The sequence below is a fragment of the Alishewanella aestuarii B11 genome (assembly GCF_000280055.1).
Taxonomy (GTDB): domain Bacteria; phylum Pseudomonadota; class Gammaproteobacteria; order Enterobacterales; family Alteromonadaceae; genus Alishewanella; species Alishewanella aestuarii.
This window is the reverse complement of the sequence record NZ_ALAB01000024.1, coordinates 182,928-201,145: the sequence shown is the minus strand read 5'-3', so window position 1 is coordinate 201,145 and position 18,218 is coordinate 182,928. Positions and strand designations below refer to the sequence as shown.

General features: G+C 49.8%; 16 protein-coding genes and 1 pseudogene. 14 read left to right on the top strand and 3 right to left on the bottom strand.

Annotation, left to right across the window (positions count from 1 at the left end; translation table 11 throughout):
• Positions 1–8: 8 nt before the first annotated feature.
• The 4 genes from AEST_RS08910 (at position 9) to AEST_RS08895 (ending at position 2,997) form a co-directional block, all read left to right on the top strand.
• Positions 9–407, top strand: coding sequence for an acyl-CoA thioesterase (locus AEST_RS08910; RefSeq protein WP_008608562.1), 399 nt, complete (start codon positions 9–11; stop codon positions 405–407).
• Positions 408–494: 87 nt separating this feature from the next.
• Positions 495–962, top strand: coding sequence for an Mpo1 family 2-hydroxy fatty acid dioxygenase (locus tag AEST_RS08905; RefSeq protein ID WP_008608561.1), 468 nt, complete (start codon positions 495–497; stop codon positions 960–962).
• A gap of 135 nt (positions 963–1,097) precedes the next feature.
• Positions 1,098–2,186, top strand: coding sequence for a sensor histidine kinase (locus tag AEST_RS08900; RefSeq protein WP_008608559.1), 1,089 nt, complete (start codon positions 1,098–1,100; stop codon positions 2,184–2,186).
• Complete coding sequence (locus tag AEST_RS08895; protein WP_008608557.1) at positions 2,179–2,997, top strand: LytR/AlgR family response regulator transcription factor; 819 nt, start codon at positions 2,179–2,181, stop codon at positions 2,995–2,997. Before AEST_RS08900 ends, AEST_RS08895 begins: the two co-directional genes overlap by 8 nt.
• A 61-nt stretch (positions 2,998–3,058) precedes the next feature.
• Here AEST_RS08895 and AEST_RS08890 read toward each other — a convergent pair whose 3' ends face one another.
• Positions 3,059–4,054 (bottom strand): ATP-dependent 6-phosphofructokinase, encoded by a 996-nt coding sequence (locus AEST_RS08890; RefSeq protein WP_008608556.1) that lies wholly within the window; start codon positions 4,052–4,054, stop codon positions 3,059–3,061.
• Positions 4,055–4,211: 157 nt separating this feature from the next.
• Between AEST_RS08890 and AEST_RS08885 the strand changes: the two genes are divergently transcribed.
• Positions 4,212–5,183, top strand: a complete 972-nt coding sequence (locus AEST_RS08885) for a DMT family transporter (RefSeq protein ID WP_008608555.1) — start codon at positions 4,212–4,214, stop codon at positions 5,181–5,183.
• 62 nt (positions 5,184–5,245) lie between these two features.
• Here the strand turns inward: AEST_RS08885 and pyk are convergent, their stop codons facing one another.
• Together pyk and AEST_RS08875 are read right to left on the bottom strand one after the other, a co-directional pair.
• A complete protein-coding gene (gene pyk / locus AEST_RS08880; RefSeq protein ID WP_008608554.1) occupies positions 5,246–6,682 on the bottom strand; it encodes a pyruvate kinase in 1,437 nt (478 codons plus the stop codon).
• A gap of 114 nt (positions 6,683–6,796) precedes the next feature.
• Entirely contained in the window at positions 6,797–7,654 is an 858-nt protein-coding gene (locus AEST_RS08875) for a MurR/RpiR family transcriptional regulator (protein WP_008608553.1), read from the bottom strand.
• 302 nt (positions 7,655–7,956) lie between these two features.
• Between AEST_RS08875 and zwf the strand changes: the two genes are divergently transcribed.
• From zwf to AEST_RS08830, 9 genes and pseudogenes are all read left to right on the top strand, one after another.
• On the top strand, positions 7,957–9,426 hold the full coding sequence (gene zwf, locus AEST_RS08870) for a glucose-6-phosphate dehydrogenase (protein WP_008608552.1): 1,470 nt from the start codon (positions 7,957–7,959) through the stop codon (positions 9,424–9,426).
• A gap of 1 nt (position 9,427) precedes the next feature.
• Positions 9,428–10,117: a 6-phosphogluconolactonase gene (gene pgl / locus AEST_RS08865; protein WP_008608551.1), complete on the top strand. Its 690-nt coding sequence runs from the start codon at positions 9,428–9,430 to the stop codon at positions 10,115–10,117.
• A 9-nt stretch (positions 10,118–10,126) separates the two neighbouring features.
• On the top strand, positions 10,127–11,959 hold the full coding sequence (gene edd / locus AEST_RS08860) for a phosphogluconate dehydratase (RefSeq protein WP_008608550.1): 1,833 nt from the start codon (positions 10,127–10,129) through the stop codon (positions 11,957–11,959).
• On the top strand, positions 11,952–12,920 hold the full coding sequence (locus tag AEST_RS08855; RefSeq protein ID WP_008608549.1) for a glucokinase: 969 nt from the start codon (positions 11,952–11,954) through the stop codon (positions 12,918–12,920). The genes edd and AEST_RS08855 overlap by 8 nt, the downstream gene beginning before the upstream one ends.
• 3 nt (positions 12,921–12,923) lie before the next feature.
• A complete protein-coding gene (locus AEST_RS08850) occupies positions 12,924–13,568 on the top strand; it encodes a bifunctional 4-hydroxy-2-oxoglutarate aldolase/2-dehydro-3-deoxy-phosphogluconate aldolase (protein ID WP_008608548.1) in 645 nt (214 codons plus the stop codon).
• A 131-nt stretch (positions 13,569–13,699) separates the two neighbouring features.
• A complete protein-coding gene (locus AEST_RS08845) occupies positions 13,700–15,298 on the top strand; it encodes an ABC-F family ATPase (protein ID WP_008608547.1) in 1,599 nt (532 codons plus the stop codon).
• Positions 15,299–15,475: 177 nt separating this feature from the next.
• The gene (locus tag AEST_RS08840) at positions 15,476–15,943 is read left to right on the top strand and encodes a Dps family protein (RefSeq protein ID WP_008608545.1); all 468 of its coding nucleotides are present in this window, start codon (positions 15,476–15,478) and stop codon (positions 15,941–15,943) included.
• 310 nt (positions 15,944–16,253) lie between these two features.
• Positions 16,254–17,119 (top strand): annotated as a pseudogene (nhaD, locus tag AEST_RS08835) (sodium:proton antiporter NhaD).
• Between the two features lie 233 nt (positions 17,120–17,352).
• A complete protein-coding gene (locus AEST_RS08830; RefSeq protein ID WP_008608542.1) occupies positions 17,353–18,198 on the top strand; it encodes an HDOD domain-containing protein in 846 nt (281 codons plus the stop codon).
• Positions 18,199–18,218 lie beyond the last annotated feature (20 nt).

The window sequence follows — 18,218 nt, the reverse complement described above, 5'->3', positions numbered from 1 at the left end:
GTTTTGTTATGGCAAATGAAGCGCTTATCCAAAAAAGAATCGAGTACGCGGTTACGCGTGTTACTAAAACGGTGTTCCCGGGCCGCACCAACCACCATAACACCTTATTTGGTGGCGAAGCCTTAGCCTGGATGGACGAAGCCGCCTTTATCGCCGCCACGCGCTTCTGTCGCAAGCCATTAGTAACGGTATGTTCAGATCGGGGCGACTTTAAAGAATCGATCCCGGCCGGGACTATTCTGGAGTTGGTAGCTCGGGTGGCGCATGTAGGCCGCACCAGCATCAAGGTTCAGGTCGATATCTTTGTTGAGCATATGTACGACGATAATCAGCATAAAGCTATTTCCGGTAGCTTTACCTTTGTGGCGCTGGATGACGAGCGTAAACCGACACCAGTACTGGGCTAGTTTGCCGCTGGCAGTGTCGGGCTACTTGTGTTACTGGCCCGACCTTGTTATGTTCGTTCAAAATAAGCCCCGTTAAAAGAGGTCGTCATGAAAACAGCCGAGCAATGGTTTAGCGAATACGCTGTCAGCCATCAAAATCCCGTCAATAAACTGATCCACTGGTTTGCGGTGCCCATTATTTACATCACGGTGCTGGGGCTGCTGTGGCAAATTCCGATGCCCTTTGCCGGTTTTGCTGAGCAGGGCATCAACTGGGCATTACTGCTGATTCTGCCCGCACTGCTGTTTTACTTTTTGTTGTCTTTTAGTATTGGTCTTGGCATGACCATCTTTACTGCAGCAGCGGTGACCTTATTGCGAGCGCTGGAGCAACAGAGTGTGCTGGAGATCTGGCAATTATCGCTGTTGGTGTTTGTGCTGATGTGGATCCTGCAGTTTATCGGCCATAAGATTGAGGGCAAAAAGCCATCGTTTTTTCAGGATCTGGCGTTTTTATTGATTGGCCCGGCCTGGTTACTGGGCTTTATTTTAAAACGCTTACGCATTCGCTATTAGACTGCTTAGCAGATGTTAATCGTAAGCGACCGCCTGCTTGCGATTAATGTCTGTCGAAACACGGCAGGTGGTAGCGGCATTGTGGCTAAGTCACCGTATAATAATCGTATTATTCTGTAATTTCCGGCATCGAATTTGAATAAGCTGTTTGAAGACCGCAACCGCCAGTTTTGGATCCTACACACCCTGGGCTGGTTGGGTTTCGCGATTGTAAATTACCTGAGCTCACTGGTGCTGGATACCCGCGATGCTTATCTGATTGTCATCAGTTTAGATGCCTACGTTGGCTGGCTGCTGACGATACCTCTGCGCTATCTGTATCGTTCAATCTGGGCCTGGCACCCATGGAAGATGATCCTGACCGTGTTAGTGGTCGCCTTGCTGATTGCCATGTTCTGGACAGTGATCCGCAATTTTAACTATTGGGAAATTTACCGCCACGGTTACCGGCCCAGTGACTGGCTGTTATATATCAAAGATACGCCGGCGGCGTTTTATGTAATGCTAAGCTGGAGTGGTTTGTATTTTGGCATCAAGTATTACCAGACTCTGCAGGCAGAAAAACAAAAATCGCTGACTGCGATGAACAAAGCGCATGAAGCGCAGCTAAAAATGCTGCGTTATCAGCTCAATCCGCACTTTTTGTTTAATACCCTAAATGCTATTTCTACCCTGGTGCTGATCAACGATAACGACACTGCCAATAAAATGGTCAGTCGGTTAAGTGATTTTTTACGCTATTCTTTATACAAAGATCCCATTAACAAGGTACCGCTGGAGCAGGAAATCTATGCTGCCAGGCTGTATCTGGAAATAGAGAAAGTGCGTTTTTCTGAGCGCCTGTCGATCGGTATTGATATTGAGCCTGGTACTGAGAAGGCGCTGGTGCCCAGTTTGATCCTGCAGCCGCTGATTGAAAACGCGATCAAATATGCAGTGGCACGCGAGGTTAATGGCGGCGAGATCGTGATCACCGCCCGTAAATTCGGTCACGACCTGCTGTTAGAAGTCGCAGACAATGGCCCGGGGTTACCAGACATTGTTGTGGCCGATAAAACAGCGGATAATGGCAGCGGTGTTGGCCTGGTGAACACCCGTGAACGACTGGCCGCGCTGTATGACAATGATTTTGCCCTGGTACTAACCCAAAATCAGCCACGTGGCGTAAAAGTGAATATCAGAATTCCATTACAACTAGAACAAACGGAAACGGACAATGCTTAAAGTCATAGTAGTAGACGATGAACCTCTGGCCCGCAAAGGCATGTTAGTACGCCTGGCGGCTTTTCCTGAGCTGCAGGTGGTTGCTGAATGTGCTAATGGCCCGGATGCCATCGCTGCTATCAGCACGGCAGCACCGGATTTGGTGTTTTTAGATGTCGAAATGCCCGGCATGGATGGTTTTGCGGTTTTAAAAGCCTTGCAGCAGCAGAATACGCGGCTGCCTTATATTGTGTTTGTTACGGCCTATGACCACTATGCGTTTAATGCTTTTGAGGTACAGGCTGTTGATTATGTCTTAAAACCGGTAGAGCCGGAGCGCCTTAAAGCTGCGGTAGAAAAAGTATTAACCTTCCATAATGCTGCTGATAGTCAAAAGCGTACCGATCAGCTGGCGGCTGCGGTAGCTCGCCTGACCGGCGACCAGCCAGACCATATACTGGAACGTCTGGATAAAGCTGAGCCAGTGGTGAATGACCGGTACCCGGAAGCTATTAGCATTAAAGACAGCGGTGAAATTACGCGGGTACAGGTACAGGATATTGATTGGGTTGATGCCGCCGGTGACTATATGTGTATCCACACCCGGGATGGTCAAACCCATATTTTGCGGCGTACTATGAAAGAGCTGGAAAGTGAGTTGGATCCGCGGTTATTTGTGCGGGTACATCGCTCTGCGATTGTCAACGTCAATACCATCGCCAAGCTGCAGATGCTGACTAATGGGGAGCATCAACTGGTGCTAACCAATGGCCAGGCAGTCAAGGTCAGCCGTAGTTATAAGGATCGCGTAAAGCAGGTGTTTAGTCATTAAAGCCTGCTACTTTCGTTTTAAATCGCAATAAAAAGGTGCAGCAGAGTGCACCTTTTTATTATCAGTAACTGCCAACTTGTTGCTGCCAGCGGACCAGGAAAGGATCGATGGCTTTCTGGCGTTCGCCGGTTTTCGAAAGCGGGTACAGCACGGCTTCACCATTAATTTCGCCGGCCATTTGCAAATGCGCCCCTTGTAACAGTTGCTCAACGGCAAAGGCACCCAGTTTTGTGCCTAGGATCCGATCGGCACCTACCGGGCTGCCACCACGCTGAATATGACCTAAGATACAGGCGCGACATTCAATGCCAATGGCGTGACTGAGGGCTTCAGCCAGGGCAGTGGTGCCGCCTGGATAGCTATTTTCGGCAACCACAATAATATAACTACTTTTACCTAGTAGCAGTTGTGCGTGTTGAATAGGCGTAATCACTGAACGCAGATCATCCGGACTCAGGCTGCCAAACTCCGGGCAGATAATCTGTTCAGCGCCGGCTGCAATCCCGGCTGACAGCGTAATATAGCCACTATGGCGTCCCATTAGCTCAACCAAAAAAATCCGTTCAAAGGCATCGGCGGTGTCACGAATTTTATCAATGGCATCCAGCGCCGTATCAATAGCGGTGGCATAACCAATGGTGTTGTCGGTACCATCAACATCGTTATCGATGGTGCCGGGTACGCCAATAATTTGCCCCTGATAGTGTTTGGCAATTTTCAGCGCACCGCGAAAGCTGCCGTCACCACCAATCACGATCAGCGCATCAATATCCAATTGATGCAAGGTCGCGGCCGCCTGTGCCGGGCCATCCGGCGTTTGCAGTGCAGGGCAGCGGGCACTTTTTAAAATGGTGCCGCCGCGCTGAATAATATTTTGTACATGATGGCCAAGCAGCGTCTTATATTCCTGCTCGAACAAACCGTTATAGCCATGTTTAAAGCCAATCACTTCAACATTGCAGGCGGCAGCCGTCAGTTGAATCGCGCGGATGGCGGCGTTCATGCCTGGCGCATCGCCACCTGAAGTCAGCACCGCCAAACGTTTGATCCTATTCATTTGCATGCTCCTTAATGATGATTTGAGATCAGTATAAGCGTTAGTCGGCAGATTACCTTGATTTGTCGCAAGAATACGAAAAGCACAGGACAGGTACGTTCGTTTGCGCGACAATAGCAACACTGCCGTCCGTGCAGTCGCTTTTAGGATCCCGCTGATGCATCAAATTACCGGAAAAACGCTGTTAGGCTTTTTGCTTGCGCTTACCACTGCTGTGCTTTGGGGCGTGTTACCCATTGCCTTAAAAATTTTACTTGAGGTAGTGACTGCTAATACCATCACTGCGATTCGCTTTCTCGCTGCCGCCGTTATCGTTGGCGTCTGGCTGGGCTTTAGGGGTAAGCTGCCGACGCTTGTTCTGTTAAAACGCCCAAAATTAGCGGTGTTGCTGGCGATTTCGATTGTCGGTTTGCTGCTTAACTATATTTTGTATTTAACCGGTTTGGATAGATTAAGCGCGGAAACGGCGCAAACAGTGATCCAGCTGGCGCCGTTCTTAATGATGTTAGGTGGGATCTGGATTTTTAAAGAACGCTTATTGTTGTGGCAGAAAATTGGTGCCTGGACCTTGGTTACTGGTTTACTGATGTTTTTTAACGAGCGTCTGCTGACGTTGATTGCTCAGGCCAGCTCTGAAACGCTCGGCGTATTATTGGTGATCGCAGCTGCCGTTACCTGGGCGGCCTACGCGCTGGCTCAGAAACAGTTACTGGTAAATTACAGCTCAAAGCAGATTATGTATCTGATTTATTTTGCCGGTGCGCTGGCTTTTATACCGGTGTCTGATCTTCAGCCATTAGCGACCTTTAGCACCTTGCAGTGGGGTTTATTGTTATTCTGCTGTTTAAATACCGTGGTGGCATATGGTGCCTTTGCCGAAGCGCTGCATCACTGGGAAGCCTCAAAAGTAAGTGCCGTGCTGGCGATAACGCCATTAATTACCATTGGCAGTGCTAAGTTATTGGCTTGGATCTGGCCGGAGCTGGTGCGGGCGCAAGAACTGAATGGCTGGTCGTTAGTAGGAGCCTGTCTGGTAGTGGCCGGCTCGGCACTTACCGCACTGGCACCGCAGTTTGTGCAATACCGGGCGGCGCGTAAGGTTCGAAAACTACAGCGAGATGTGTTGTAACGTGCACTGCGGGTAAACGAAAAATGGCCCTAATCAGGGCCATTTTTTTCAGAATGAGATCGTTATTTTACGGTAACAATTCTACAGGTATTGGATGCGCCTACCGTCTCCATTACATCACCGTGAGTCATAATCACCAGATCACCACTTTTCAGCCCGGCTTTATCACGGATCACGTCAATTGCTTTATCCGCCATCTCTGCCGCAGAGACTTCAGTACTGTCAAAGAATGCCGGATAAACGCCGCGGTACATCGCCATTTTATTCAGAGTGCGGGTATGGCGGGATAGGGCATAAATCGGTTGTGGTGAGGTAATCCGCGACATCAATTTAGCAGTATAGCCTGACTCGGTCAGGGTAATAATAGCCTTAATGCCTTCCAGATGGTTTGCTGCATACATCGCGGATAAGGCGATGGTTTCGCTAACCTCAGAGAACGTCAGGTTCATCCGGTGTTTTGAGCTTTGCACTGACGGATGTTTTTCCGCACCGTTACAAACGCGCACCATAGCTTTGACGGTTTCGATCGGGTACTTACCGGCAGCAGTTTCGGCCGATAACATCACGCCGTCGGTGCCGTCCAGTACTGCGTTCGCAACGTCCATCACTTCAGCACGGGTTGGCATCGGACTTTCAATCATGCTTTCCATCATCTGGGTTGCCGTGATCACGATGCGGTTTAACTGCCGTGAGCGGGCGATAATGCGCTTTTGCTGGCCAACCAGTTCAGCATCACCAATTTCAACACCCAGATCGCCCCGGGCTACCATCACGGCATCAGAGGCCTTGATAATATCATCCAGGGTGGCGTCATCCGCAACGGCTTCGGCCCGTTCGACTTTAGCCATAATGCGCGCTTCAGAGCCTGCCGCAACCGCCAACTCACGGGCATAACGCAGGTCGTCGCCACAGCGAGGGAACGATACCGCTAGGTAATCGACATCAATTTCGGCAGCAGTAATAATATCGCGCTTATCTTTATCGGTGAGGGCTGGCGCAGTTAAACCGCCACCCTGGCGGTTAATACCTTTGTTATTACTTAGCTTGCCACCAACGACGACGGACGTCGTAACGCGCTCGCCCTGAACTGCCGTAACCTGCAATTGAATACGGCCATCGTCAAGTAATAACAGATCGCCGGCTTTGACATCCTGCGGCAGCTGTTTGTAATCGATCCCGACCTGAGTCTCATCGCCTTCACCTTTCGGCAAGCTGGCATCGAGTACAAAATCTTGTCCTTCTTCCAGCATAACGGCATTGTTTCTGAAGGTTGAAACCCGGATCTTCGGACCTTGCAAATCACCTAAGATAGCGACATGAGCACCGACTTTCTCGGCAGCTGCGCGTACCATCTGCGCCCGGGCTTTGTGGTCATCGGCTGAGCCGTGAGAAAAATTAAGCCGGAACACAGTGGCGCCGGCTTGGATAAGTTTTTCGATAACAGCCTGGCTGTTGGTCGCTGGCCCCAGGGTGGCAACGATCTTGGTTCTTCTTAACATTAGAAACTCCCGCTAATGACGCACTTGGCATAGTGTGTCGTAGTCTAATGTAATTTTATTACAGAATACAGGTTAAATTTGAATATAAATTACATGTCTGAGCAGTAACACGCTTTAGAGTGACATATCTTTTTTATCAAAGCGTGAGCCACGCAGACTGTCTTTAACTTTTTTCAGGTTCTCTCTAAACTTGCTGCCACGTCTTAAAGTAAAACCCGTTGCCAGGATATCAATCAGTACCAGCTGTGCGACCCGCGATGCCATTGGCATATAAAGATCGGTATCTTCAGGTACATCCAACGACAGTACTAACGAGCACTCACGCGCCAGGGGGCTTTCATAAGCAGTAATACCGATGACGGTGGCATCATTTTCTTTTGCAATAGCGGCAATTTCACACAGATTTTTAGTGCGACCGGTATGACTGATACAGACTACGACATCACCTTCAGTGCTGTTTATTGCTGACATCCGCTGCATCACGATGTCGTCAAAGCAGACTACCGGCACATTAAAACGGAAGAATTTATTCTGCGCATCGTGAGCGACCGACGCCGAGGCCCCCAAGCCAAAGAAGGAGATTTTTTTCGCCTGCGTCAGCACATCAACTGCTTTATTGATGGTGCTGATATCGACCCGCTGACGTGCCGTATCCAGCGCTGCCATTGTTGATTCAAAGATCTTAGCGGTGTAGGCTTCAGGGCCATCTTCCTCTTCAACGTGTCGGTTTACATAAGGAGTGCCATTCGCCAGGCTTTGTGCCAGGTGTAATTTAAAATCCGGAAATCCTTTCGTATCCAGGCGGCGGCAGAAACGATTGACGGTCGGTTCACTCACATCGGCCATCTTGGCCAGCGCCGCAATACTACTGTGGATCGTCACCTGCGGATTCGCCAGAATGACATCGGCAACTTTGCGCTCAGACTTGCTAAAGTTGTTGACACTGCTTACGATTTTTTCCAGTACATTCATTCGTGGTTACCTGCGCTTGTCCGTCCTCGTGCTAGGAGGGCTATGCTATAGTGCGTTTTTATCGGCGTATTATGACGACGCCTTGTTAGCTGAGTTGTCTGCTTTCACTCTGGCGGACAAAACGGTATTAAATTTACCACAATTTATCCGGAATGCGATCAAGGCTACACTATAATAATCCAATCACGCTTAACAGCCAGTATTTTGTAATTTAATTACAGTATTTGGCGTTTACAACCGCTTATCAGTCAGCTAGACTGGGTTAAGTGTTGTAAAATTACATCTTCTTTATAGGCTGAGTTATGACAACCACCCCAAACCAGGCATGTGATTTAATTTTATTCGGTACCAAAGGCGATCTCGCCCGCCGTAAGTTACTGCCAGCCTTATATCAGTTAGAAAAAGCCGGGTTACTGTGTGAACAGTCGCAAATCATCGGTGTTGCCCGGGATGAACTGGACCGCAGCAGTTATGTTGAGCTGGTTAAAACCAATCTGGTTCGTTTTCTGAAAAAAGAAGCGTTGGATGAGAACGTCTGGCAATCGCTGGCAGCCAAGCTGCAATATGTGCAGCTGGATATGACCAAAATTAGCGATTACCAGAAGCTGGCGGCGGTTACTGAGCCGAGTAAAAGAATCACTGTCAGCTATTTTGCTACCCCGCCTGCGCTTTTTGGTGATTTATGCCGCGGCCTGGCTGAAGCCGGCTTAGCCGCCGAGCCATCACGGGTCGTGCTGGAAAAGCCAATTGGTCACGATCTGGCATCGTCTAAAGTCATTAATGACCAGGTTGCTGAATACTTTAAAGAATCTCAGATTTACCGTATTGACCATTACCTGGGTAAAGAAACGGTGTTAAACCTGTTAGCACTGCGTTTTGCCAACGCCATTTTTGCTTCGAATTGGGATCATAATGCCATCGATCATGTGCAAATTACCGTGGCGGAAGAGGTTGGGGTAGAGGGCCGTTGGAGCTACTACGATGATGCAGGTCAGATGCGCGATATGGTGCAAAACCACTTGCTGCAGGTGTTATCGCTGATTGCAATGGAGCCCCCGGCAAGACTGGACGCTGATAGCATTCGGGATGAAAAGCTCAAAGTATTAAAAGCACTGCGTAAAATCGATCAGAGCAACGTGCAGGAAAAAACCGTGCGTGGCCAATACAGCGCCGGCTTTGTTGCTGGTCAGGCGGTACCCGGTTATTTAGAGGAAGAGGGCGCAAGGCCCAACAGTAAAACCGAAACCTTTGTTGCGATTAAAGTGGATATCGATAACTGGCGCTGGGCCGGTGTGCCTTTCTACCTGCGTACCGGCAAGCGGATGCCGAAAAAGCACAGTGAAGTGGTGATTTGTTTTAAACCACAGCCGCACAATATTTTTCGCGACACCTACCGCGATCTGCCCGCCAACAAGTTGATTATCCGCTTGCAGCCCGATGAGGGGGTTGAAATTCAAATGATGAACAAAATCCCGGGGCTGGGCGAACATATGCGACTGCAGCAGAGCAAGCTAGACTTAAGTTTTGACGAAACCTTTAAGTCGCAACGCATCGCTGATGCTTATGAGCGTCTGTTGTTAGAGGCGATGTTGGGAAATCAATATTTGTTCGTGCGTCGCGACGAAGTTGAGCAAGCCTGGAAGTGGGTTGACAGCATTCTGCAAGCCTGGAAAGACAGTAATGAACCGCCAAAAGCCTATCAGGCTGGTACCTGGGGTCCGGTAGCGGCCATTTCAATGATGGCGCGCGATGAACGTAACTGGGATGAGTAAGATGCAACTACAACAGTTTGTGAACAGCGATGCGTTAAACGACGCCTTTGCTGCTCAGCTAGTCACCATCTTAGAACAGGCAATTGCTGAGCGCGGCGCTGCTTATCTGGTGGTATCGGGTGGCCGCACACCGCAGGTGTTATTTGCCAAATTGGCGGACACACCTCTGGCTTGGGAAAAAGTAACAGTGTTACTGGCTGATGATCGCTATTTACCGCCGGATGCCGAGCATAGCAACGAGCGTTTAGTACGTAATACCTTGTTGCAACGCCATGCTGCCAGCGCCCGTTTTATCAGTTTATATGCCGCTGCCGATGATGCTTATGCCGCGGTGCCAGTTATTGCCAATCGGCTGTCTGCGTTGCCGACCTTTGATGCGGTGATCCTCGGCATGGGTGAAGATGGCCATACTGCTTCTTTATTTCCGTGTTGTGCAGAGTTAGCGGCCGGCATGGCGGATAATGCCCCTGTGGTATTGGCCACCAGCCCGACCACAGCGCCTTATCAGCGGATCACCCTGAGTAAAGCGCGCTTACTACAAAGCCGACAGTTGTTTTTACATTTGGTTGGCAGTAGCAAGCTGAAGGTGCTGGAGCAAGCGCAGGGAGCAACGGATGAGTTCGCGATGCCAATCCGTGCCTTTTTACATCAAACAGCGGTGCCAATGGCAGTGCTGTACTCGCCAAGTTAGAGGTTAACCATGAACCCAGTTATTCAGCGCGTCACCGACCGAATTATTGCCCGTAGCAGCAAAAGCCGGGCTATTTACCTGGACCGGCTTGAAGAAGCCCGTCGCAAGGGGCCTCATCGCGGGGCGCTCAGTTGTGGTAACCTGGCGCATGGCTTTGCCGCTTGTAATGCCTCCGAAAAAAGCGATCTGCGTAGTCTGACCAAAGCCAATATCGCTATTATCTCGTCTTACAACGATATGCTGTCAGCACATCAGCCCTACCAGTTCTACCCGGAGATCATTAAAAAAGCGGTGGCCGAAGTGGGTAGCGTGGCACAGTTTGCCGGTGGTGTCGCCGCCATGTGTGATGGTGTGACCCAGGGCCAGCCGGGAATGGAGCTGAGCTTAATCAGCCGCGATAATATCGCGATGGCGGCAGCTATTGGCTTATCTCACAATATGTTTGATGGCGGCCTGATGCTTGGGATCTGTGACAAAATAGTGCCGGGTTTATTGTTAGCTGCGCTCAGTTTTGGTCATTTGCCCTTTGTGTTTGTGCCCGCCGGCCCCATGCCGTCTGGTATTCCGAACAAAGAAAAAGCCCGGGTTCGCCAGCTGTTTGCCGAAGGCAAGGTCGGTAAAGAAGAACTGCTGGAAGCCGAAGCAAAATCCTACCATGCTGCCGGTACCTGTACTTTCTACGGTACCGCCAACTCTAACCAGTTAGTGGTAGAGGTGATGGGCCTGCATCTACCTGGCTCGTCTTTTATCAACCCTTACACGCCGCTGCGTGATGAGCTCACCCGCGCCGCTGCGCGCCAGGTGACCCGCCTGACCGATCTGGGTACCGATTACCTGCCAATTGGTAAGTTGGTCGATGCTAAGGTGGTGGTCAATGGCATAGTGGGTTTATTGGCAACCGGTGGTTCTACCAACCATACCATGCATTTAATTGCCGTGGCCCGCGCGGCTGGCTTTATTGTGAATTGGGATGATTTTGCAGAGTTATCACAAGCTACACCGCTACTGGCAAAAATTTACCCGAACGGTCAGGCCGATATTAACCACTTTCAACATGCCGGTGGCGTGCCTTTCCTGATCCGGACGCTATTAGACGCAGGCCTGTTACATGAAGATGTGCAGACAGTAGCCGGTTTTGGTTTACGCCGTTATACCCAGCAGCCGCTGCTGGAAAACGGGAAGTTGCGCTGGGTGGATGCACCGCTGCAGTCTCAGGATCCGGACGTCTTAACCACGGTTGATAAGCCCTTTAAAGCTACCGGTGGTTTACAGGTGTTATCCGGCAATATCGGTCGCGCGGTACTGAAAACCTCAGCACTGCGGCCAGGCACCGAAGTGGTTAAAGCGCCAGCTGTAGTCTTTCATAGCCAGCATGAATTAGAAGCCGCGTTTAAAGCCGGTGAGCTGAATAAGGATTGTGTGGTGGTAGTGCGGTTCCAGGGTCCCAAAGCCAGCGGTATGCCCGAGCTACATAAGTTAACGCCACCACTTGGTGTGTTACAGGATAAAGGGTTTAAAGTGGCTCTGGTCACTGACGGCCGGATGTCGGGTGCCTCAGGTAAGGTACCGGCGGCTATCCATGTTACACCTGAAGCCTTGGACGGTGGCAATATTGCCCGGATTCAAACCGGCGATTTGCTGCTGGTCGATGGCGAAACCGGCAAACTGGAAGTGTTGGTTGATGCCGCTGAGTTTGCAGCCCGTACCCCGGCCACAGCGGATCTGAGCCATAACCTGTACGGTATGGGCCGCGAGATGTTTGGTGCCATGCGTCTGCAGTTAACCGGTGCCGAGCAGGGCGCTTGCAGCTTATTTGTCACGGAGGAGCATCTGCATGGCTGAACGCCAATTCGCGATCGTCGCTGATATCGGCGGCACTAATGCCCGCTTTAGCCGGGTGGCACTGGATACGCTGGCGCTGGATCAAGTAGCGGTTTATCCGTGCGCCGATTTTCCGACTCTGGCCGCGGCGTTACAACATTATCAGCAGCAACTGGGCTTAACGGCGATTAAAGACGTCGCCATTGCTATTGCCTGTCCGGTGAACGGCGATAACGTGAAAATGACTAATTTCCACTGGCAATTTTCGATCAAAGCCATGCAAGCTGAGCTGCAGTTAAACACCTTATTGGTGATGAACGACTTCACTGCAGTAGCGATGTGTTTACCGGCGCTGGCAGAAGATCAGAAAATCCAGATTGGCGGCGGTCAGGCGCAGGCCAACAAACCCATGGCAGTGTTAGGTGCCGGCACCGGTTTAGGCGTCGCGCATTTACTCCCGGTCGACGGTAAGTTTTTACCTTTGCCAGGTGAGGGCGGTCATGTGGACTGGGCAGCGCAAACTGAGCAGGAGTGGTTTATTCAGCGCCAACTGGCGGCACAGTATGGACATGTGTCGCCAGAGCGACTGCTATCAGGTCCCGGACTTGAAGCCATTTATCAGGCACTGGCGGTTTTTCAGAAACTCGAGGTAGCACCTCTTACTGCCGGTGAGATTGGTCAACAGGCATTATCTGGCCAATCGCAACTTGCGAAAGATGCGGTAGCGCAGTTTTACGCCAGTTTAGGCGCGGTAGCCGGCGATTTGGCGCTGACACTCAGCACCTTCGGTGGAGTTTATGTCGCGGGGGGAATAGTACCGAAGTTACTGCCGTTGCTCGGTAGCAGCGAGTTTCGCGCTCGCTTTGAGGCCAAAGGCCGGTTCGCGGGCTTTAATCAACAGATCCCAACCTTTATCGTCACCGCTGAACAGCCGGGCTTACTGGGCGCAGCCGTCTATTTAAAACAAACATTGGCAGGTTAAGTTATGGCATTTACGAATTGGCAGTTACAACCGTCAGTGTTGTTTGCAATGGGCCCGGTGGTACCGGTTATTGTGATTAAAGATTTGGCTGACGCCGTACCAATGGCGAAAGCCTTACTAGCGGGTGGCATTAAAGTATTAGAAGTGACATTGCGCACGCCGGTAGCGCTGGAAGCGATTAAGCTTTTAGCCAAGCAGGTACCAGAAGCTGTGGTCGGTGCCGGTACTGTGACTAACCCAGAGCAACTGGCACAAGTCGCAGCCGCCGGCGCCAAGTTTGCAATTAGTCCAGGCTTAACCCGTGAGCTACTGCAAGCCGGCAAAGAGGCCAGCATTCCGCTGATCCCCGGTATCGCCAGTATCTCTGAGCTGATGGAAGGCACAGGTTTGGGTTATACCCATTTTAAATTCTTTCCGGCGGAAGCCGCCGGTGGCGTAAAAACGTTAAAATCGATTTATGGTCCCTTTGCTGATATCCGGTTTTGCCCAACAGGTGGCATTAACGAGCAGAACTTTCGTGAGTATCTGGCCCTGCCAAATGTCAGTTGTGTTGGCGGTTCCTGGATTGTACCTGACAGCGCGGTAGCCGCTAAGGACTGGGCAAAGATCACTGAGCTTACCGCCAAGGCAGTCGCTGAAGCGCTCTAATGTAATACAGTTTAACCAGCAACGGGCCTTTTCTGGCCCGTTGTGTTTTGCTGGCGCACTAACTTTGAGTTTTTCCGCATAACAGCGTATGATACGCCCCTTTTTTCCGGCAGCAACAATAGGTTCCCGCAGTGATTTCTACCAATAATGTAACCATGCAGTTTGGCGCTAAGCCGCTGTTTGAAAATATCTCCATTAAGTTTGGTGACGGTAATCGTTATGGCTTAATTGGCGCCAATGGCTGCGGTAAGTCAACCTTTATGAAAATTCTGAGCGGTGAAATGGAGCCGACTGCGGGTAATGTCTTTGTTGAGCCGAATTACCGTGTGGCCAAACTGCATCAGGATCAGTTCGCCTTTGAACAGTACTCAGTGATTGATACCGTGATTATGGGCCACGCTGAACTGTGGGCGGTAAAAGCCGAGCGGGATCGGATCTATGCGGATCCGGAGATGTCAGAAGAAGACGGTATGCGCGTCGCCGATCTGGAGGTGGCTTTTGGTGAGATGGATGGCTATTCCGCCGAATCTCGCGCCGGTGAACTGCTTTTGGGCGTAGGTATTCCAATTGAACAACACTATGGCTTAATGTCTGCGGTGGCGCCGGGTTTTAAACTGCGGGTATTGCTGGCGCAGGTGCTGTTTGCTGATCCGGATATTATGTTGCTGGACGAACCGACCAACAACCTGGACATCAATACTATTCGCTGGCTGGAAAACGTATTGGCCGAGCGTAACTCGACCATGGTGATTATTTCGCACGACCGGCACTTTTTAAACAGTGTCTGTACCCATATGGCTGATCTGGACTTTGGTGAGTTGCGGGTTTACCCGGGTAACTACGATGAGTATATGACAGCGGCGACACAGGCGCGGGAGCGTTTATTGGCCGATAATGCCAAGAAAAAAGCGCAGATCGCTGAGTTGCAGACTTTCGTTAGCCGTTTCTCAGCCAATGCCTCTAAGGCCCGTCAGGCCACCAGCCGCGCTAAACAGATTGATAAGATTAAGCTAGAGGAAGTAAAAGCGTCCAGCCGGGTTAACCCCTTTATCCGCTTTGAGCAGCAAAAAGGCCTGTATCGTCTGGCATTAGAAGTCGAAGGGCTAACCAAAGGCTTTACTGAACACAAGCTGTTTAAAAACCTGAAGCTGACGGTTGAGGTGGGTGAAAAAGTGGCAATCCTCGGTACCAACGGTATTGGTAAATCAACCTTACTTAAATGCCTGGTTGGCGATCTAACACCAGAAAGCGGCACCGTAAAATGGTCAGAAAACGTGAATATTGGCTACTATGCGCAGGATCATGCGCATGATTTTGCTGAAGATATGACCTTATTTGACTGGATGAGCCAGTGGAAACAGCCATCTGATGATGAGCAGGCAATCCGTGGCATTTTAGGCCGCTTATTATTCTCTCAGGATGAGATTAAAAAATCCGTGAAGGTGTTATCGGGTGGTGAGCAGGGCCGGATGTTATTCGGTAAGCTGATGTTACAGCGGCCAAATATTCTGATTATGGATGAACCGACCAACCACCTGGATATGGAATCGATTGAATCCCTGAACCTGGCATTGGAAAATTACAAGGGCACTTTACTATTTGTCAGCCATGACCGCGAATTTGTGTCTTCGCTGGCCAGCCGGATTATTGAAATCACTGATCAGGAAGTGCGTGATTTCGTCGGTAGCTATGACGAATACCTGGCAAGGCAACTGGCCTTGCAAGCCTAATATCAATTAGCTGACTTCCTGTTACCAGACAACCCCTAAGCCAGACTTAGGGGTTGTTTTTTTTATTTTCAGGCCCCAGATCAATAAACGTAAATAAAACTTAATTCAGAAATTCAGGTAGCTATGCTATTTTTTAGCTATTGTTTTTTATACCTGAACAAATAACGGGAGTGTCGAATGAAGATTAATATCGGTATTGATGAAGAGCAACGTAAAGCCATTGCCCACGGTTTGTCTGTATTGTTGGCGGATACCTATACGTTGTACCTGAAAACCCATAATTACCACTGGAACGTGACCGGCCCGATGTTTCAGACGCTGCACACCCTATTCGAAACCCAGTACAATGAGCTGGCGTTGGCCGTTGATGAAATCGCCGAGCGTATCCGTGCGCTGGGCGAATTTGCACCAGGCTCTTATAAAGAGTACGCCAAGCTGACCAATCTGAAAGAAGCGGATGGTATTCCAGCCGCAGAAGAGATGATTAAAGATCTGGTAAAAGGTCAGGAAGCCATTGCCAAAACGGCTCGCTCTATAGTGCCGGTCGCCGATGGTGCCTCAGATGAGGTAACCCTGGATCTGTTAACTCAGCGCATGACTGTGCACGAGAAAAATGCCTGGATGCTGCGTAGTCTAATCGCTTAAGCACAATATTAACGTTATCCTATCCAGATAAAACAGGGAGCCTTGACTCCCTGTTTTCTTTTTAAGCAACTCTGTACCACTTTGGTCTAATTCTGCATTTTATCGTGGTATTTTTGCCATTCATCTGACATTCTTAGCGCCCGGATGTGTTACCATCCGGCCGCCCAGCCTACGGGCAACTTACCCTCAACTAAATTTGTGCAAAAAAGTAACAGGTTTAATCATGCGAACGTTAAGTGTTTTGTCCTGCTGTGCCGCGCTGTTGCTGGCCAGCCCCGCCGCCTTGGCAGCGGCAGCTGGTTAGCTCTCCCTGACGTATTCAACTATCGGTTTTATTTGTATCGCCATTTTTGTGCTGGCTTATACGCTGGTGATGGGCGAAGAAAAATTGCATATGCGCAAATCAAAACCGGTGCTGGTTGCAGCAGGTCTGATTTGGATCCTGATTGGTTGGGTCTATGTGCAAAATGGCATGCCAAACGTGGCCGAAGATGCTTTCAGACATAACTTGCTCGAGTTCGCCGATTTACTATTGCCACAGCTGTTGCCTGTCATACCTTCCTGCATCTGCCACCGGTACTGGGTATGATGATGGGCCTGGGCTATTTGCAGTTCTTTGGCTATTTCCTGCGTATGACGTTACCAGGTTCGCTGGCCCGTAAACGCGCTATGGCAGAGCGGGCGGGGGATATGGAACGTTTACGGCGCTTAGGTGGTGTGGTGCCCTTTGATGTATTCAGTAAGGTGCAACGCGCTGAATGGGATACCTTACTGTTTTTCTATGGTGTAGTGATGTGTGTTGGCGGCCTGGGCTTTCTGGGCTATCTGGCCGTGATGTCCGACCTGCTATATAGCCAATGGGGCCCAACTAATGCCAACGTTGCCTTAGGGGTGATCTCCGCCGTAATTGATAATATTCCGGTGATGTTTGCGGTGTTGACGATGCAGCCAGATATGTCACATGGCCAGTGGCTGCTGATTACACTTACCGCAGGCGTTGGCGGAAGCCTGCTGTCGGTTGGCTCTGCTGCCGGGGTGGCATTAATGGGCCAGGCCAGAGGCATGTACACCTTTGCTGGCCATTTGAAATGGGCTCCGGTAATTGCGCTGGGTTACATCGCCTCGATTTTCGCACATCTGTGGCTAAACGCCAGCTTGTTTGACGTATACGGGTGACGCTATTCAGTCGCTGGCTTGATCCGAAAAACGCAGTCTCTGGTGGCTGCGTTTTTTATAACGGGGTCTGTCCAGTGCGGCTGGCGAAAAAACTACTAAGATTTTTCCGGAAAACCTTGTAAAATCCATCACAACAGCGACACTTAGTAAAAAGGTGTTCGTAGCAGCGTGGTCATTTTACATCAGGCGCTGTTTTACTCAGTCGGTAGGTTGTGACAACCGGAGAAGCTAAGATGAATGCGTTACAATATGCGCAGAATGTAGTAGAGCTATTTTCTTTACCTGACAGTTATTTCCGGGTGCGGGAGTTGATGGAATCCGATACGGCGAGTTTGGATGATATTGCTGAAGTTATCTTATTAGACCCGGTGTTGACATCAAAGTTATTAAAGCTGGCTAATTCAGCAATTTATCGTTTACCCTATCAGGTAGATTCTGTCAGTAAGGCTCTGCTAGTTCTTGGAAAAACTCAGGTTTATAATTTGATCCTGAGTATTGGTATCAGCTCCGCCTGTAGCCAAATAAATTGCACCGCTATCGATTTAGAGCGCTTTTGGGAGCAAAGTGTCAATGCTGCCTTAATTGCAAAATACCTTGCTACCCATATCAGCCTTAAATCCGCCGATCGCACCTATGTATCTGGCTTATTACATAACATTGGCGAGTTGGTAGTGGCTCAGCAAAATGCTGAGATAGCAACTGAGTGTCAGCAATACAGTTCTGAGATAAAGCCCTGGCAGTTGCAACAACGCAAATTAGGTTTTACTTACGCAAGTTGTGGTGCAGAGTTGTTGCATCTTTGGCAGCTGCCTGATGCGATTGCAGATCCCGTTGCATTGCAGCACAACAGTCAATACGAGGCAAGAAGTCCGGAGGATCTCATTGTTTATTTAGCAGTGAGATTGGCACTGGCCAATCAGCATCCTGAATTGTATAGCATCAAAACGCTGGTTGATCCTTTCTTATTAGAAACACTGCAGTTAACTCAAGCAGATTTACTTAAAGCCATCGACTTCTGCAATACTGAAGGGTTATTTGTATTATCCGTTCTTAACCCCCGGATAAGTACTATCTATTAATGTCGTCTTTATAGCCGGTT

What these genes read in the sequence shown, in the direction of transcription:
- AEST_RS08910 (WP_008608562.1), top strand. Translation starts at nt 9, where the DNA reads ATGGCAAATGAAGCGCTTATCCAAAAAAGAATCGAGTACGCGGTTACG.
- AEST_RS08905 (WP_008608561.1), top strand. Translation starts at nt 495, where the DNA reads ATGAAAACAGCCGAGCAATGGTTTAGCGAATACGCTGTCAGCCATCAA.
- AEST_RS08895 (WP_008608557.1), top strand. Translation starts at nt 2,179, where the DNA reads ATGCTTAAAGTCATAGTAGTAGACGATGAACCTCTGGCCCGCAAAGGC.
- AEST_RS08890 (WP_008608556.1), bottom strand. Translation starts at nt 4,054, where the DNA reads ATGAATAGGATCAAACGTTTGGCGGTGCTGACTTCAGGTGGCGATGCG.
- AEST_RS08885 (WP_008608555.1), top strand. Translation starts at nt 4,212, where the DNA reads ATGCATCAAATTACCGGAAAAACGCTGTTAGGCTTTTTGCTTGCGCTT.
- pyk (WP_008608554.1), bottom strand. Translation starts at nt 6,682, where the DNA reads ATGTTAAGAAGAACCAAGATCGTTGCCACCCTGGGGCCAGCGACCAAC.
- AEST_RS08875 (WP_008608553.1), bottom strand. Translation starts at nt 7,654, where the DNA reads ATGAATGTACTGGAAAAAATCGTAAGCAGTGTCAACAACTTTAGCAAG.
- zwf (WP_008608552.1), top strand. Translation starts at nt 7,957, where the DNA reads ATGACAACCACCCCAAACCAGGCATGTGATTTAATTTTATTCGGTACC.
- pgl (WP_008608551.1), top strand. Translation starts at nt 9,428, where the DNA reads ATGCAACTACAACAGTTTGTGAACAGCGATGCGTTAAACGACGCCTTT.
- edd (WP_008608550.1), top strand. Translation starts at nt 10,127, where the DNA reads ATGAACCCAGTTATTCAGCGCGTCACCGACCGAATTATTGCCCGTAGC.
- AEST_RS08855 (WP_008608549.1), top strand. Translation starts at nt 11,952, where the DNA reads ATGGCTGAACGCCAATTCGCGATCGTCGCTGATATCGGCGGCACTAAT.
- AEST_RS08850 (WP_008608548.1), top strand. Translation starts at nt 12,924, where the DNA reads ATGGCATTTACGAATTGGCAGTTACAACCGTCAGTGTTGTTTGCAATG.
- AEST_RS08840 (WP_008608545.1), top strand. Translation starts at nt 15,476, where the DNA reads ATGAAGATTAATATCGGTATTGATGAAGAGCAACGTAAAGCCATTGCC.
- AEST_RS08830 (WP_008608542.1), top strand. Translation starts at nt 17,353, where the DNA reads ATGAATGCGTTACAATATGCGCAGAATGTAGTAGAGCTATTTTCTTTA.